We start from the raw sequence: 13,446 nt of genomic DNA, 5'->3' as shown, positions 1-13,446 counted from the left end.
CTCAGCGGCGGCGCGCGACGGCCGGCGCTACAGAATCGGCGCGAACAGCCGCGCGAAGTGCATCGCGACGCGCCGCCACGCGGGCGAGCGCCGGTACTCGCGTTCGTCGACCTCGTACGCCTGCGCGAAGTCGGCCGCGAGCATCGCCTCGACCTCGGCCGCGAATGCGCGATCGACGGTCAGCACCATGATCTCGAAATTGAGCCGGAACGAGCGGTTGTCGAGGTTCGCACTGCCGATCGCAGCCGCGTCGCCGTCGATCAGCACGACCTTCTGGTGCAGGAAGCCGGGCCGGTAGCGGAACACCTTGACGCCGGCGGCCGACAGATCGCGCGCATACAGCTTCGACGCCTCGAACACGACATAGTGATCGCGCCGGCTCGGAATCAGGATCCGCACGTCGACCCCGCGCATCACCGCGAGCTTCAGCGCGGCGATCACCGCCTCGTCGGGCACCAGGTAAGGTGTCGTGATCCACACGCGCGTGCGCGCCGCGTTGATCGCCTCGACGAAGAAGAGCGACCCGGTTTCCTGCTTGTCGGCCGGCCCCATCGGTAGCGCGAGGCAGTGCATGTCGGCGTCGGCGAGCGGCTCGGGCGGCGGCGCGAGGCGCGGCAGCGTCTGCGTTGCCCAGTGCCAGTCCTCGGCGAACACGTACTGGATATTCGCGACGACCGGGCCGCGCACCTCGATGTGCGTGTCGCGCCACGGCGACAGGCGCGGGTTCGCGCCGAGATATTCGACGCCGACGTTGTGCCCGCCGACGAACGCGCGCACTCCGTCGACGACGACGATCTTGCGGTGATTGCGGAAGTTGAGCTGGAAGCGGTTCACGAACTGGCGCTTCGTCGCGAACGGATGCACGTCGACGCCGCCCGCGCGCAGCGTGTTCACGTAGCTGTGCGGCAGGTCGAAGCTGCCGATGCTGTCGTACAGCAGGTAGCAGCGCACGCCGGCGGCCGCGCGCGCGAGCAGCGCGTCGCGCAGCATGTCGCCGAGCGCGTCGTCGCGGACGATGAAGAACTGCACGATCACGTAGTCGCGCGCGGCGTCGATCGCGGACAGGATCGCTTCGAACGTCGCGTCGCCATTCACGAGCGTGCGCACCGCGTTGCCGCGCAGGAACGGCATGTCGCCGAGCCGCGTCAGCGAGCGCACGGCCGGCAGGCCCAGCGCGTCGGCGGGCGTGCCGTCGGTCGAGCGCGCCGCGTCCCACGGGGCGGGTCGGGTTTGCGTGCGCAGCGTCTCGGCTTCGTGGCGGCGCGCGTTCACGTAGCCGGAGAACCTGCTGCGGCCGAGGAACAGATACGGGATCAGCGTCAGATACGGCATCGCGGCGAGCGACACCGCCCATGCGATCGCGCCTTGCGACGTGCGCGTGTTCAGGATCGCATGGCCCGCCGCGATCACCCCGAGCACGTGGATGACGAGGATGAGGGTGCCTAGGTGTAGCCAGTCGAGGTGCATAAGTGCGTAGCGGCCTCCCGAATCGCGCGGCCGGGCGGCCGCTTACACGCATCTTACCGAAGCGTGCGGCGAAGCGGATTGTCGTGCCGCACGGCCGGCGCGGCGCGCGAGTTCGGCCAGCCGCGGATTCGGCCGGCCCGGCCCTGGCCCCGGCCTGCTCAGACTTTCGCCGGCAGATCCCAGGCCTGGATCAGGAACACGCTGTCCTCGCCCGCGCTGGTCGGCAGCCACGTCATCTCGAGGCCGCCGAACGCGGCCTCGACGTTCGCGCGCTCGTTGCCGATCTCGACGACGAGCGCGCCGTCGTCGTGCAGCCAGTTGCGCGCTTCGCTAATGATCCGGCGGACGATGTCCATCCCGTCCGCGCCGCCCGCGAGCGCCATCTCCGGCTCGTGGCGGTATTCGGGCGGCAGCGCGGCCATCGACGCGCTGTTCACGTATGGCGGATTCGTCAGGATCACGTCGTAGCGCGCGCCCGGATCGGTCGAGCGGAACATCGGCAGCGGCGCGTACAGGTCGCCGTGGTGGAGCGTGACGCGGTCCTCGAGCCCGTAGTCGCGCACGTTGATCGCGGCGACTTCGAGCGCCTTCTCGGACAGATCGACCGCGTCGATCTCCGCGTTCGGAAACGCGCTCGCCGCGAGGATCGCGAGGCACCCGGAGCCGGTGCACAGCTCGAGCACCGCGCCGACCTGCTCGGGATCGGCGACGTACGGCTGCAGCCCGTCGTCGAGCAGTTCGCCGATGAACGAGCGCGGCACGATCACGCGCTCGTCGACATAGAAGCGATGGCCGTGCATCCACGCCTCGTGCGTCAGGTACGCGGCCGGCACGCGCTCGGTCGCGCGCCGCTCGATCACCTTGAGCACCGCGTCGATCTCGTCGGGCAACAGACGCGCGTCGAGGAACGGTTCGAGCGTGTCGAGCGGCAAGTCGAGCGTGCGCAGCACCAGGTAGGCCGCTTCGTCGTATGCGTTGTCCGACCCGTGGCCGAACGCAAGCTGTGCTTTCGTGAAGCGCGTGACCGCGTAGCGCAGCAGGTCGCGCACGGTCGAGAAAGGCGTAGTCGTCATGCTTGGGCTCCGTCAGGCGATCAGTTGTTCGAGGACGCGGCGGTACACGTTCTTCAGCGGATCGATGAAACGCACGTCGATGTGCTCGTCGATCTTGTGGATGCTGCCGTTCGGCGGGCCGAACTCGATCACCTGCGGGCAGATCCGGGCGATGAAGCGGCCGTCCGACGTGCCGCCGGTCGTCGACAGCTCGGTCGTGAGTCCGGTCTCCGCGTGGATCGCGGCCTCGAGCGCGTTCGACAGCTCGCCGCGGGGCGTCAGGAACGGCAGGCCGCTGACGGTCCAGTTCAGATCGTAGTCGAGTCCGTGCCGGTCGAGAATCGCGTGCACGCGCGCCTGCAGCCCTTCGACCGTGCTCGCGGTCGAGAAGCGGAAGTTGAACAGCAGCTCCACGTGGCCCGGGATCACGTTCGTCGCGCCGGTGCCCGCGTGCAGGTTCGATACCTGCCACGTGGTCGGCGGGAAGTATTCGTTGCCGTCGTCCCAGCGCTCGGCGACGAGCTCCGCGAGCACGGGCGCGAGCAGGTGGATCGGGTTCTTCGCGAGATGCGGATACGCGATGTGCCCCTGCACACCCTTGACGATCAGCTCGCCGGACATCGAGCCGCGGCGCCCGTTCTTCACCATGTCGCCGAGCGCCGTGCTCGACGTCGGCTCGCCGACGATGCAGTAGTCGAGCCGCTCGCCGCGCGCGTCGAGCAGATCGACGACCTTCACGGTGCCGTCGGTCGCGGGGCCTTCCTCGTCGCTCGTCAGCAGGAACGCGATCGAGCCGCGATGGCCCGGATACGTGGCGACGAATTCCTCGGCCGCGACGACGAAGCCCGCGAGCGACGTCTTCATGTCGGCCGCGCCGCGGCCGTACAGCTTGCCGTCGCGATGCGCGGGGATGAACGGCGGCGATGACCACTGCTCGAGCGGGCCGGTCGGCACGACGTCGGTGTGGCCCGCGAACGCGAGCAGCTTGCCGTCGCGGCCGTCGGCGCCGCGCTTGACGGCCCACAGGTTCGTCACGCCGTGCGACGCGATCGTCTCGCATTCGAAGCCGAGCGCCGCGAGGCGCTCGACGATGATCTGCTGGCAGTGCTGGTCGTCGGGCGTCACGGACGCGCGCGCGATCAGCTGTTCGGTAAGGGCTAGGGTGACGGACATGGCGGTGCGAACCACTTTCGATGAAAAATGCCGGCGCGATGGCCGGCAGCGATGCGTTCTTCGGGCGCCTCGCGGCGCATCCGGGCGATGTTTATCAGATAGCGATCAGGCGGCAATCAAGCGGCGAACAGCGCCGCATACTGATCGGCGGCGAAGCCGAGCGACTTCACACGGCCGTTGACGACCAGCACGGGACGCTTGATGACCGACGGCTTGTGCGACATCAGCGCGATCGCGCCGGCCTGCGTTTCGGCGGCCGCCTTCATGTCGTCGGGGAGACCGCGCCAGGTCGTGCCGCGCCGGTTCAGCAGCGCGTCGAGCGTGACGTCCTTCAGCCAGTCCTCGATCAGCGGCGCGCTGACGCCGGCCTTCTTGAAATCGTGAAACTCGAACTCGACACCGTGCTCGTCGAGCCACACGCGGGCCTTCTTCACGGTGTCGCAGTTCGGGATTCCGTACACGACGACGGCGCGGGCCTTCGCCATCAGTCGCCTCGCAGCAGCTCGTTCAGGCCGACCTTCGCGCGGGTCTTCGCGTCGACCTTCTTCACGATCACCGCGCAGTAGAGGCTGTGCGAGCCGTCCTTCGACGGCAGGTTGCCCGCGACGACGACCGAGCCGGCCGGGATGCGGCCGTAGCTGACTTCGCCGGTTTCGCGGTCGTAGATCTTCGTGCTCTGGCCGAGGTACACGCCCATCGAGATCACCGAGTTTTCCTCGACGATCACGCCTTCGACGACTTCCGAGCGCGCGCCGATGAAGCAGTTGTCCTCGATGATGACCGGGTTCGCCTGCAGCGGCTCGAGCACGCCGCCGATGCCGACGCCGCCCGACAGGTGCACGTTCTTGCCGATCTGCGCGCACGAGCCGACCGTCGCCCACGTGTCGACCATCGTGCCTTCGTCGACGTACGCGCCGATGTTCGTGTACGACGGCATCAGCACGACGTTCTTCGCGATGAACGACCCGCGGCGCGCGATCGCCGGCGGCACGACGCGGAAGCCGCCCGCGGCGAAATCTTCGGCCGTGTAGTTCGCGAACTTCGACGGCACCTTGTCATAGAACTGCGAGTAGCCGCCGGCGGGCATCGGCGCGTTGTCCTGCAGGCGGAACGACAGCAGCACGGCCTTTTTCAGCCACTGGTGCACGACCCAGTTGCCGTCGATCTTCTCGGCGACGCGCAACTGACCCTTGTCGAGCTGCTCGATCGCGTGGGTGACCGCTTCGCGGACTTCGGGGGGCGCGGCGTACGGCGACAGCTCGGCGCGGTTTTCCCACGCGTTGTCGATGATTTGCTGAAGTTGTTGCGACATGTTCGTTTTCGCAGGAAGTGGAGTTGATCGGGTGGTCGGTCAGCGGGCAAGGCCCCGGCAGAAATCGACGATCCGCTGCGCGCCTTCGACGCACTCGGCGGTGCCGGCGACGAGCGCGATCCGGACGAAATCGCGGCCCGGATTCGTGCCGTGCGCGTCGCGCGCGAGGTACGAGCCGGGCAGAACCGTCACATTATAGTCGGCGTACAGGCGCCGGGCGAACTCGGTATCCGTGAGGCCGGTGCGCGCGACGTTCGCCCACAGGTAGAACGCGGCGTCGGGCAGCTTCACGTCGACGACGCCGGCGAGCATCGGCGTCACCGTGTTGAATTTCTGCGCGTAGAGTGCGCGGTTCTCGCGCACGTGCGCCTCGTCGCCCCACGCGGCGATGCTCGCCTGCTGCCAGACCGGCGACAGCGCCGCGCCGTGATACGTGCGGTACAGCAGGAATCGCTTGAGCAGCGCCGCGTCGCCGGCGACGAAGCCCGAGCGCATCCCCGGCACGTTCGAGCGCTTCGACAGGCTCGACAGCATCACGAGCCGCTCGAAGCCGCGGCCGAGCTTGTGCGCGGCTTCCAGCGCACCGAGCGGCGGGTTCGCTTCGTCGAAATAGATTTCCGAATAGCATTCGTCGGACGCGATCACGAAGCCGTGCCGGTCCGACAGCGCGAACAGCTCGCGCCAGTCGTCGAGCGTCAGCACCGCGCCCGTCGGGTTGCCCGGCGAGCACACGTACAGCAGCTGCGTGCGCGCCCAGACTTCGTCGGGCACGGCCGCGTAGTCGCACGCGAAGTTGCGGGCCGGATCGCTATTCGCGAAGTACGGCTCGGCGCCGCCGAGCAGCGCCGCGCCCTCGTAGATTTGATAGAAAGGATTCGGACAGAGTACGATCGCCTTTTTGCCGTCCGCGCGCGGCGTCGGGTCGATCACAGTCTGCGCGAGCGCGAACAGCGCCTCGCGCGAGCCGGACACCGGCAGCACCTGCGTGGCCGCATCGATCGCCGGCAGCCCGTAGCGGCGCTCGAGCCAGTGCGCGATCGACGTGCGCAGCGCGTCCGAGCCGGCCGTCGCCGGATAGGAGGCGAGGCCGTCGAGCGCGGCGACGACGGCTTCGCGGATCAGCGCGGGCGTCGCGTGCTTGGGCTCACCGATACCGAAGCTGATCGGTTTGAGGCCGGCGGGCGGGCTCACGTCCTTGAACAGGGCGCGCAGCTTTTCGAAAGGATAGGGCTGGAGCGTGTCGAGTCGAGGGTTCACGGGCGAATTCAGCGGCGAAACGGCCATCGCGGCCGGTTGAAGCGAAAGGAGCGGCGAGGCGCCGCGTGGCGGCGCGGCCGGCACCGGGAACGGAGCCGGCCGCGACCGACGATTATAGCGTGACGGAATGCGGTCACGGCGGCCGCCGCAGTGTCCACGGCGGCCGCCGGACGACGAAGAAACAACGAGAGGGCTGGGAAAGAAAAATGAGTCATGGTGCACGCGGCAGCCTGCCGACGCTCGCGATCCTGTTCGGCGCGTCGGTCTGGGGCCTGATCTGGTATCCGCTGCGGATACTGTCGTCGCTCGGCATCACGGGCACCGAGGCGAGCGCGCTGACGAGCGCCGTCGCGTTCGCATTCGTGCTGATCGCGCGGCGCAGCGCGATCGCGACGCTGCGCTGGCACTGGGTGCTGCCCGGGATCGCGGTGACGGCGGGGGTCACGAACCTCGGCTTCGTCTGGGGCACGATCCACGGCGAGGTATTGCGCGTGATGCTGCTGTTCTATCTGACCCCGGCGTGGACCGCGATCTACGCGCACTTCCTGCTGCGCGAGCGGCTCACGTGGGCGGGCGCCGCGCTCGCCGCGCTGTCGATCGGCGGCGCGATGCTGATGCTGTGGTCGCCGCGGCTCGGCGTGCCGCTGCCCGCGAATCCGGCCGAATGGGCGGGCCTCGCGGCAGGCCTCGCGTTCGCGATGAGCAACGTGCTCGTCGTGAAGGCGAGCCGGGAGCTGCCGCAGATGCGCGCGGAGATGCGCACCGCGACGCTGTTCGGCGGCTCCGCGCTGTTCGGCGCGATCGCCGCGCTGTTCGAGGGGCTGCCGGCCGCGCCGGCGGGGCACGATCTGACGGTCGCGGCGCTGCTGATCGTCGGGATCGGCGTGACGGTCGCGTCGAACAACCTGCTCGTCCAGTACGGGCTCACGCGCGTGCCGGCGAACCGCGCGTCGGTCATCATGCTGTTCGAGATCGTGATCACCGCGCTGTCCGCGTGGCTGTTCGCGCATGAGCTGCCGAGCGCGCGCGAGTGGGCGGGCGGCGCGTGCATCGTGCTCGCGACGCTGCTGTCGAGCCGCGTGCACCGGCCGAGCCCGTCGCCGGATCTGCCGGGCGACGGGCTTCCCGGGCCGGACACCGACCGGGACCGTCAACGCGCGATGGTATGATTGATCCCATTCGCGGGGCCGCACGCTTGACAGCACGGCCCCGTTTTTCGAATTCCGGGGCGCGCCGCGCACACGGGCCCGAGGGCCCCGCGCGGCGCGGCGCCGTCCGTTTCACGCAACCTTCACATCCGATACCGCCGTGCGTCTGAGCTCGATCAAACTCGCTGGCTTCAAGTCTTTCGTCGATCCCACGCATTTCCAGGTTCCGGGCCAGCTCGTCGGCGTCGTGGGCCCGAACGGCTGCGGCAAATCCAACATCATCGACGCGGTGCGCTGGGTGCTCGGCGAGTCCCGCGCGTCCGAGCTGCGCGGCGAGTCGATGCAGGACGTGATCTTCAACGGCTCGACCGCGCGCAAGCCCGGCAGCCGCGCGAGCGTCGAGCTGATCTTCGACAACTCCGACGGCCGCGCGGCCGGCCAGTGGGGCCAGTACGGCGAGATCGCGGTGAAGCGCGTGCTCACGCGCGACGGCACGTCGAGCTACTACATCAACAACCTGCCCGCGCGGCGCCGCGACATCCAGGACATCTTCCTCGGCACCGGCCTCGGGCCCCGCGCGTACGCGATCATCGGGCAGGGGATGATCGCGCGGATCATCGAGGCGAAGCCGGAAGAGTTGCGTGTGTTCCTCGAAGAAGCGGCAGGCGTGTCGAAGTACAAGGAGCGCCGCCGCGAGACCGAGAACCGGCTGCACGACACGCGCGAGAACCTGACGCGCGTCGAGGACATCGTCCGCGAGCTCGCGGCGAATCTGGAAAAGCTCGACGCGCAGGCGGTCGTCGCGACGAAATACCAGGCGCTCGTCGCCGACGGCGAGGAGAAGCAGCGTCTGCTGTGGCTGTTGCGCAAGAACGAGGCGGGCGGCGAGCAGGGCAGGCAGCAGCGCGCGATCGAGCAGGCGCAGATCGACCTCGACGCGCAGACCGCGAAGCTGCGCGAGGTCGAGGCGCAGCTCGAGACGCTGCGCGTCGCGCACTACGCGGCGAGCGACGCGATGCAGGGCGCGCAGGGCGCGCTCTACGAGGCGAACGCCGAAGTGAGCCGGCTCGAGGCGGAGATCAAGTTCATCGTCGAATCGCGCAACCGCGCGCAGGCGCAGATCGCCGCGCTCGTCGCGCAGCGCGAACAATGGCAGGCGCAGGCCGAGAAGGCGCAGGGCGATCTCGAGGACGCGGAAGAAGCGCGCGCGGTCGCCGACGAGAAGGCCGCGATCGCCGAGGACGAAGCCGCCGCGAAGCACGACGCGCTGCCCGCGTTCGAAGCGCAGTGGCGCGACGCGCAGGCGAAGCTGAACGACGAGCGCGCGCGGATCGCGCAGACCGAGCAGGCGCTGAAGCTCGAGGCCGCGCATCAGCGCAACGCGGATCAGCAGCTTCAGCAGTTGCAGCAGCGTCACGAACGGTTGAAGTCGGAGGCGGGCGGCCTCGACGCGCCCGACGAGGCGCAGCTCGAGGAACTGCGGATGCAGCTCGCCGAGCACGAGGAAATTCTCGCGGACGCGCAGGCGCGCGTCGCCGATGCGCAGGACGCACTGCCGCGCATCGACGCTGAGCGCCGCGCCGCGCACGAGCGTGTGCAGGCCGAAAGCGCGCAGATCCATCAGCTCGAGGCGCGGCTCGCCGCACAGAAGCAGCTGCAGGACAACGTGCAGACCGAGGGCAAGATCCAGCCGTGGCTCGACAAGCACGAGCTCGGCGCGCTGCCGCGTCTGTGGAAGAAGCTGCACGTCGAGCCGGGCTGGGAGACGGCGCTCGAGGCCGTGCTGCGCGAGCGGCTCGCGGCGCTCGAAGTGTCGAATCTCGACTGGGTGAAGGCGTTCGCGACCGACGCGCCGCCGGCGAAGCTCGCGTTCTACGCGCCGCCGCCCGCGGGCGAGCCGCTCGCGGCGCCGGGCGGGCTGCGTGCGCTGCTGTCGCTCGTGCGGATCGACGACGCCGGCTTGCGCGCGGTATTGAACGACTGGCTCGGCGCGGTGTACCTCGCCGACGATCTCGCGCAGGCGCTGGCGGCCCGCGCGCAGTTGCCGGCCGGCGGCGCGTTCGTGGTGAAGGCGGGCCACGTCGTCACGCGCGTCGGCGTGCAGCTTTACGCGGCCGATTCCGAACAATCCGGGATGCTCGCGCGCCAGCAGGAAATCGAGAACCTGACCCGCCAGGTGCGCGCGCAGGCGCTGCTCGCGGACGAAGCGAAGACCGCCGCGGTGCGCGCGGAAGCTGCGCACACGCAGGCGTCGCAGGCGCTCGCGGACGTGCGCGGCGGGGCCGAGCGCGCGACGCAGCGCGTGCACGCGCTGCAGCTGGACGTGCTGAAGCTCGCGCAGGCGCACGAGCGCTATACGCAGCGCAGCACGCAGATCGGCGAGGAACTCGAGGAGATCCGCGCGCAGATCGACGAGCAGCGTGCGCTGCGCGCGGAGTCGGAAGCGAACTTCGAGCGCTACGACGGCGAGCTCGCGGAATTGCAGGCGCGCTTCGAGGACAACCAGCTCGCGTTCGAGGCGCTCGACGAATCGTTGACGCAGGCGCGCCAGCACGCGCGCGATCTCGAGCGTGCGGCGAACGACGCGCGCTTCGCGGCGCGTAATGCGGCGACGCGGATCGACGAGCTGAAGCGCAACATCCAGGTCGCGCACGAGCAGCGCGAGCGCGTGGCCGGTTCGCTGGAGGATGCGCGCGCGGAGCTCGAGACGATCAACGAGCAGACCGCGCAGACGGGCCTGCAGGATGCGCTCGAAATCCGCGCGGTGAAGGAAGAGGCGCTGCAGGCCGCGCGGGTCGAGCTCGACGATCTGACGTCGACGCTGCGCGCGTCCGACGAGGCGCGCATTGTCGCCGAGCGCGCGCAGCAGCCGCTGCGCGACCGGATCACCGAATTGCAGTTGAAGGAGCAGGCGGCGCGCCTCGCGGTCGAGCAGTTCGCCGAGCAGCTCGCGGCGGCCGGCGTCGACGAGGCCGCGCTCGCCGACAAGCTGACGTCGGACCTGAAGCCGTCGTACCTGCAGGGCGAGGTCACGCGGATCAACAACGCGATCACCGCGCTCGGGCCCGTGAACATGGCGGCGCTCGACGAGCTGAAGGCCGCGAGCGAGCGCAAGGTGTTCCTCGACGCGCAGTCGGCCGATCTGAACGACGCGATCACGACGCTCGAGGACGCGATCCACAAGATCGACCAGGAAACGCGCACGCTGCTGCAGGGCACGTTCGACGAGGTGAACCGTCACTTCAGCGATCTGTTCCCGCGCCTGTTCGGCGGCGGCCAGGCGAAGCTGATCATGACGGGCGACGAGATCCTCGACGCCGGCGTGCAGGTGATGGCGCAGCCGCCGGGCAAGAAGAACGCGACGATCCATCTGCTGTCCGGCGGCGAGAAGGCGCTGACCGCGACCGCGCTCGTGTTCGCGATGTTCCAGTTGAATCCGGCGCCGTTCTGTCTGCTCGACGAGGTCGATGCGCCGCTCGACGACGCGAACACCGAGCGCTTCGCGAACCTCGTGCGCGCGATGTCCGACAAGACGCAGTTCCTGTTCATCTCGCACAACAAGATCGCGATGGAAATGGCGCAGCAACTGATCGGCGTGACGATGCAGGAGCAGGGCGTGTCGCGGATCGTCGCGGTGGACATGGAAACCGCCGCGGGTTTTGCGCAGAATTGACGTTTGACGAATGGCCGCGGGCGCGCGGCGTCCATTGCGACCCCGCCCGCGAGCCCGATGAATAAGAATTCCTGATGGAGCGTGCATGGACGAGTTGACACTCGGTTTGATCGGCGCCGGTGCGGTCGTGGTCGGTGGCGTCGTGGTCTACAACGCATGGCAGGGGGCGAAGGTGCGGCGCAGGATGCCGCGACCGATGCCGCAGGAAACGGCGGATGCGATGAACCGCCCCGAGCGCGACGACGAGTTGCCGTTCATCGAGCCGGTGCGCCAGCCGGCGCGCCGCGAGGCGGTGCCCGCGGCCGAAGCGTCGGGCGCGGCGGGTGCGGGTGCGGCGGGTGCGGCTTCGGGCGCGGCGGGTGTCGCTTCGGGCGGGCCGGCGCCGACCGCCGAGACGCGCGTCGAGCCGACGTTCGGCGCGGTCGCGCCGGCCGACACGCCGGCCGACATGCAGGCGGAGGCGACGTCGGCCGATCTGCCGATCGGTTTGCCCGACGACGACGAAGCGGATGCGAAAGCCGAGCCCGCCGCGCCGGGCGAGCCCATCGAGCCGGTGCTGCCGGCCGCGACGACGATCTCCGCGGCGCCGCCGACCATCGTCGACCGCCGCATCGACTGCATCGTGCCGATCCGGCTCGCGGGGCCGCTGGCGGGCGACAAGATCCTGCCGTCCGCGCAGCGTCTGCGCCGCGCGGGCAGCAAGCCGGTCCACATCGAAGGCAAGCCGGAAGGCGGCAACTGGGAGCTGCTGCAGAACGGCGTGAGATATGAAGAACTGCGCGCGGCCGCGCAGCTCGCGAACCGCAGCGGCGCGCTGAACGAGCTCGAGTTCTCGGAGTTCGTCACCGGCGTCCAGCAGTTCGCCGACGCGATCGACGGCGCGCCCGAATTCCCGGACATGATGGAGACGGTATCGATGGCGCGCGAGCTCGACGGCTTCGCCGCGCAATGCGACGCGCAGCTGTCGATCAACGTGATGTCCGACGGTGCGCCGTGGTCCGCGAACTACGTGCAGGCGGTCGCGTCGCAGGACGGCCTGTTGCTGTCGCGCGACGGCACGCGCTTCGTGAAGCTCGACGCGAAGCAGAACCCGGTGTTCATGCTGCAGTTCGGCGACACGAACTTCCTGCGCGACGACCTCACGTACAAGGGCGGCAACATGATCACGCTGGTGCTCGACGTGCCGGTCGCCGAAGAGGACATCCTGCCGTTCCGGCTGATGTGTGATTACGCGAAGTCGCTGTCCGAGCGGATCGGCGCGCGTGTCGTCGACGATCAGCACCGCACGCTGCCCGAATCGGCGCTGCTCGCGATCGAGCAGCAGTTGATGAAGCTGTACGCGAAGCTCGAGGAGGCGGGGATCCCGGCGGGGTCGCCGGTGACGCGGCGGTTGTTCAGTCAGTGATGCGCGGCGGTGTCGGAGCTTTGGAAGCGGAGCGCCGACACCGTATTTGCCTTACCGGCTGTCGATCGGTGCGACAGTCCTCCTTGCAACGCACCCTGAACACCACCGGTGATCATAGCGGCGATTCCAGCCGTCCCGATAGGGAGGCCAGCATGGGATGCTCCAACCGCGCCGGCAATGCCTCCGAAGACCGCGTTTCGCGCTCCGTGATACATGGCGCCGCCCCAGTTCCACCACCCTGCGCCTGAGACCGCGGCCAACTCTTCTGCCGAGAGCAAATTGAGATCGCTCAGTCCAGCGGGAATCGTGATGTCCACCGTGTTGCAAGATGTCTGGTTCATCATCGAAGGGCAATTCATGGGCGTTTTCCTGTGAATTGGTAGTATCTGAAAAATAGCGATGCAAGCGGGATTGCGATCACTATCGAGATCAATCCGACTGTGGTGTTTCCGAAAATCGATGTGTTAAGTATTTTTCCGATGGATACGCTTACTCCTATTATGGTGATGATGGTAAAAAATAAAGTCATGATAAAAGAGATTGAATTTTTGAGTGAGCCTGATCTTTTTATTTTGTCGAGAAGAGTGTTATCTTCGAGCTTGTTCGTGCGAGCGGCGCTGGCGCGCGCCACCAACCGGTCTCGGTGACAAAACGTCCAGCTGGTGCAACCGTAGTCTGATTTGAAATATCGGCACAACACGATCTCCAGTAGAACTGCCGCTATTGCAAGCATGATCTTTATCGGGATGTCGATGTTTGAGCTGAAATGTTTTTGAGCAATTGATTGGATGCCCGTGAAGATGATGGCGATGATGAATATTCTCGGAACGTTTTCGAGATAGTTCTTCATGTTGGTTAAAATGAGTGATTGAAATTTAAATTAGGGTATCACTGATTATTTAACATTACAATATGTAATTTATTGCGATTTCGCAATAAATGCCGCAGAATTTTCGTAC

The 13,446-nt window shown here is 67.8% G+C and carries 11 protein-coding genes; 3 read left to right on the top strand and 8 right to left on the bottom strand.

The features are described from left to right. Positions 1-27 precede the first annotated feature (27 nt). From cls to dapC, 6 genes are all read right to left on the bottom strand, one after another. Positions 28-1,467, bottom strand: coding sequence for a cardiolipin synthase (gene cls / locus HZI36_RS24445; protein WP_179405255.1), 1,440 nt, complete (start codon positions 1,465-1,467; stop codon positions 28-30). Positions 1,468-1,625: 158 nt separating this feature from the next. Then, entirely contained in the window at positions 1,626-2,540 is a 915-nt protein-coding gene (gene prmB / locus HZI36_RS24440; protein WP_179405254.1) for a 50S ribosomal protein L3 N(5)-glutamine methyltransferase, read from the bottom strand. 12 nt (positions 2,541-2,552) lie between these two features. Then, complete coding sequence (gene dapE, locus HZI36_RS24435; RefSeq protein ID WP_179405253.1) at positions 2,553-3,692, bottom strand: succinyl-diaminopimelate desuccinylase; 1,140 nt, start codon at positions 3,690-3,692, stop codon at positions 2,553-2,555. 116 nt (positions 3,693-3,808) lie between these two features. Then, a complete protein-coding gene (locus HZI36_RS24430; RefSeq protein WP_179405252.1) occupies positions 3,809-4,177 on the bottom strand; it encodes an ArsC family reductase in 369 nt (122 codons plus the stop codon). Further along, positions 4,177-5,004 (bottom strand): 2,3,4,5-tetrahydropyridine-2,6-dicarboxylate N-succinyltransferase, encoded by an 828-nt coding sequence (dapD, locus tag HZI36_RS24425; protein WP_179405251.1) that lies wholly within the window; start codon positions 5,002-5,004, stop codon positions 4,177-4,179. Before dapD ends, HZI36_RS24430 begins: the two co-directional genes overlap by 1 nt. 39 nt (positions 5,005-5,043) lie before the next feature. Beyond that, positions 5,044-6,288 (bottom strand): succinyldiaminopimelate transaminase, encoded by a 1,245-nt coding sequence (gene dapC / locus HZI36_RS24420; RefSeq protein ID WP_179405250.1) that lies wholly within the window; start codon positions 6,286-6,288, stop codon positions 5,044-5,046. A gap of 179 nt (positions 6,289-6,467) precedes the next feature. On the opposite strand from dapC, the gene HZI36_RS24415 reads away from it, so the two are divergent. The 3 genes from HZI36_RS24415 (at position 6,468) to HZI36_RS24405 (ending at position 12,487) form a co-directional block, all read left to right on the top strand. After that, the gene (locus HZI36_RS24415) at positions 6,468-7,430 is read left to right on the top strand and encodes a DMT family transporter (RefSeq protein ID WP_179405249.1); all 963 of its coding nucleotides are present in this window, start codon (positions 6,468-6,470) and stop codon (positions 7,428-7,430) included. A 139-nt stretch (positions 7,431-7,569) separates the two neighbouring features. Further along, positions 7,570-11,082, top strand: a complete 3,513-nt coding sequence (smc, locus tag HZI36_RS24410; protein WP_179405248.1) for a chromosome segregation protein SMC — start codon at positions 7,570-7,572, stop codon at positions 11,080-11,082. Between the two features lie 85 nt (positions 11,083-11,167). Further along, the gene (locus HZI36_RS24405; RefSeq protein WP_179405247.1) at positions 11,168-12,487 is read left to right on the top strand and encodes a cell division protein ZipA C-terminal FtsZ-binding domain-containing protein; all 1,320 of its coding nucleotides are present in this window, start codon (positions 11,168-11,170) and stop codon (positions 12,485-12,487) included. Here HZI36_RS24405 and HZI36_RS24400 read toward each other — a convergent pair. Next, positions 12,481-12,846 carry a hypothetical protein gene (locus tag HZI36_RS24400; protein WP_179405246.1) on the bottom strand — a complete coding sequence of 122 codons (366 nt, stop codon included), beginning with the start codon at positions 12,844-12,846 and terminating at the stop codon, positions 12,481-12,483. The two genes, HZI36_RS24405 and HZI36_RS24400, sit on opposite strands and share 7 nt — an antisense overlap. Further along, positions 12,843-13,337, bottom strand: a complete 495-nt coding sequence (locus HZI36_RS24395) for a hypothetical protein (protein ID WP_179405245.1) — start codon at positions 13,335-13,337, stop codon at positions 12,843-12,845. The genes HZI36_RS24400 and HZI36_RS24395 overlap by 4 nt, the downstream gene beginning before the upstream one ends. Positions 13,338-13,446 lie beyond the last annotated feature (109 nt).

The sequence above is a fragment of the Burkholderia guangdongensis genome, from assembly GCF_013403875.1.
GTDB classification, from domain to species: domain Bacteria; phylum Pseudomonadota; class Gammaproteobacteria; order Burkholderiales; family Burkholderiaceae; genus Burkholderia; species Burkholderia guangdongensis.
The sequence above is the reverse complement of the archived record's forward strand: the minus strand, read 5'-3'. Positions and strand labels throughout refer to the sequence as shown.

Coding starts and splice junctions, on each gene's coding strand:
- cls (WP_179405255.1), bottom strand. CDS start 1,467: ATGCACCTCGACTGGCTACACCTAGGCACCCTCATCCTCGTCATCCAC.
- prmB (WP_179405254.1), bottom strand. CDS start 2,540: ATGACGACTACGCCTTTCTCGACCGTGCGCGACCTGCTGCGCTACGCG.
- dapE (WP_179405253.1), bottom strand. CDS start 3,692: ATGTCCGTCACCCTAGCCCTTACCGAACAGCTGATCGCGCGCGCGTCC.
- HZI36_RS24430 (WP_179405252.1), bottom strand. CDS start 4,177: ATGGCGAAGGCCCGCGCCGTCGTCGTGTACGGAATCCCGAACTGCGAC.
- dapD (WP_179405251.1), bottom strand. CDS start 5,004: ATGTCGCAACAACTTCAGCAAATCATCGACAACGCGTGGGAAAACCGC.
- dapC (WP_179405250.1), bottom strand. CDS start 6,288: ATGGCCGTTTCGCCGCTGAATTCGCCCGTGAACCCTCGACTCGACACG.
- HZI36_RS24415 (WP_179405249.1), top strand. CDS start 6,468: ATGAGTCATGGTGCACGCGGCAGCCTGCCGACGCTCGCGATCCTGTTC.
- HZI36_RS24405 (WP_179405247.1), top strand. CDS start 11,168: ATGGACGAGTTGACACTCGGTTTGATCGGCGCCGGTGCGGTCGTGGTC.
- HZI36_RS24400 (WP_179405246.1), bottom strand. CDS start 12,846: ATGAATTGCCCTTCGATGATGAACCAGACATCTTGCAACACGGTGGAC.
- HZI36_RS24395 (WP_179405245.1), bottom strand. CDS start 13,337: ATGAAGAACTATCTCGAAAACGTTCCGAGAATATTCATCATCGCCATC.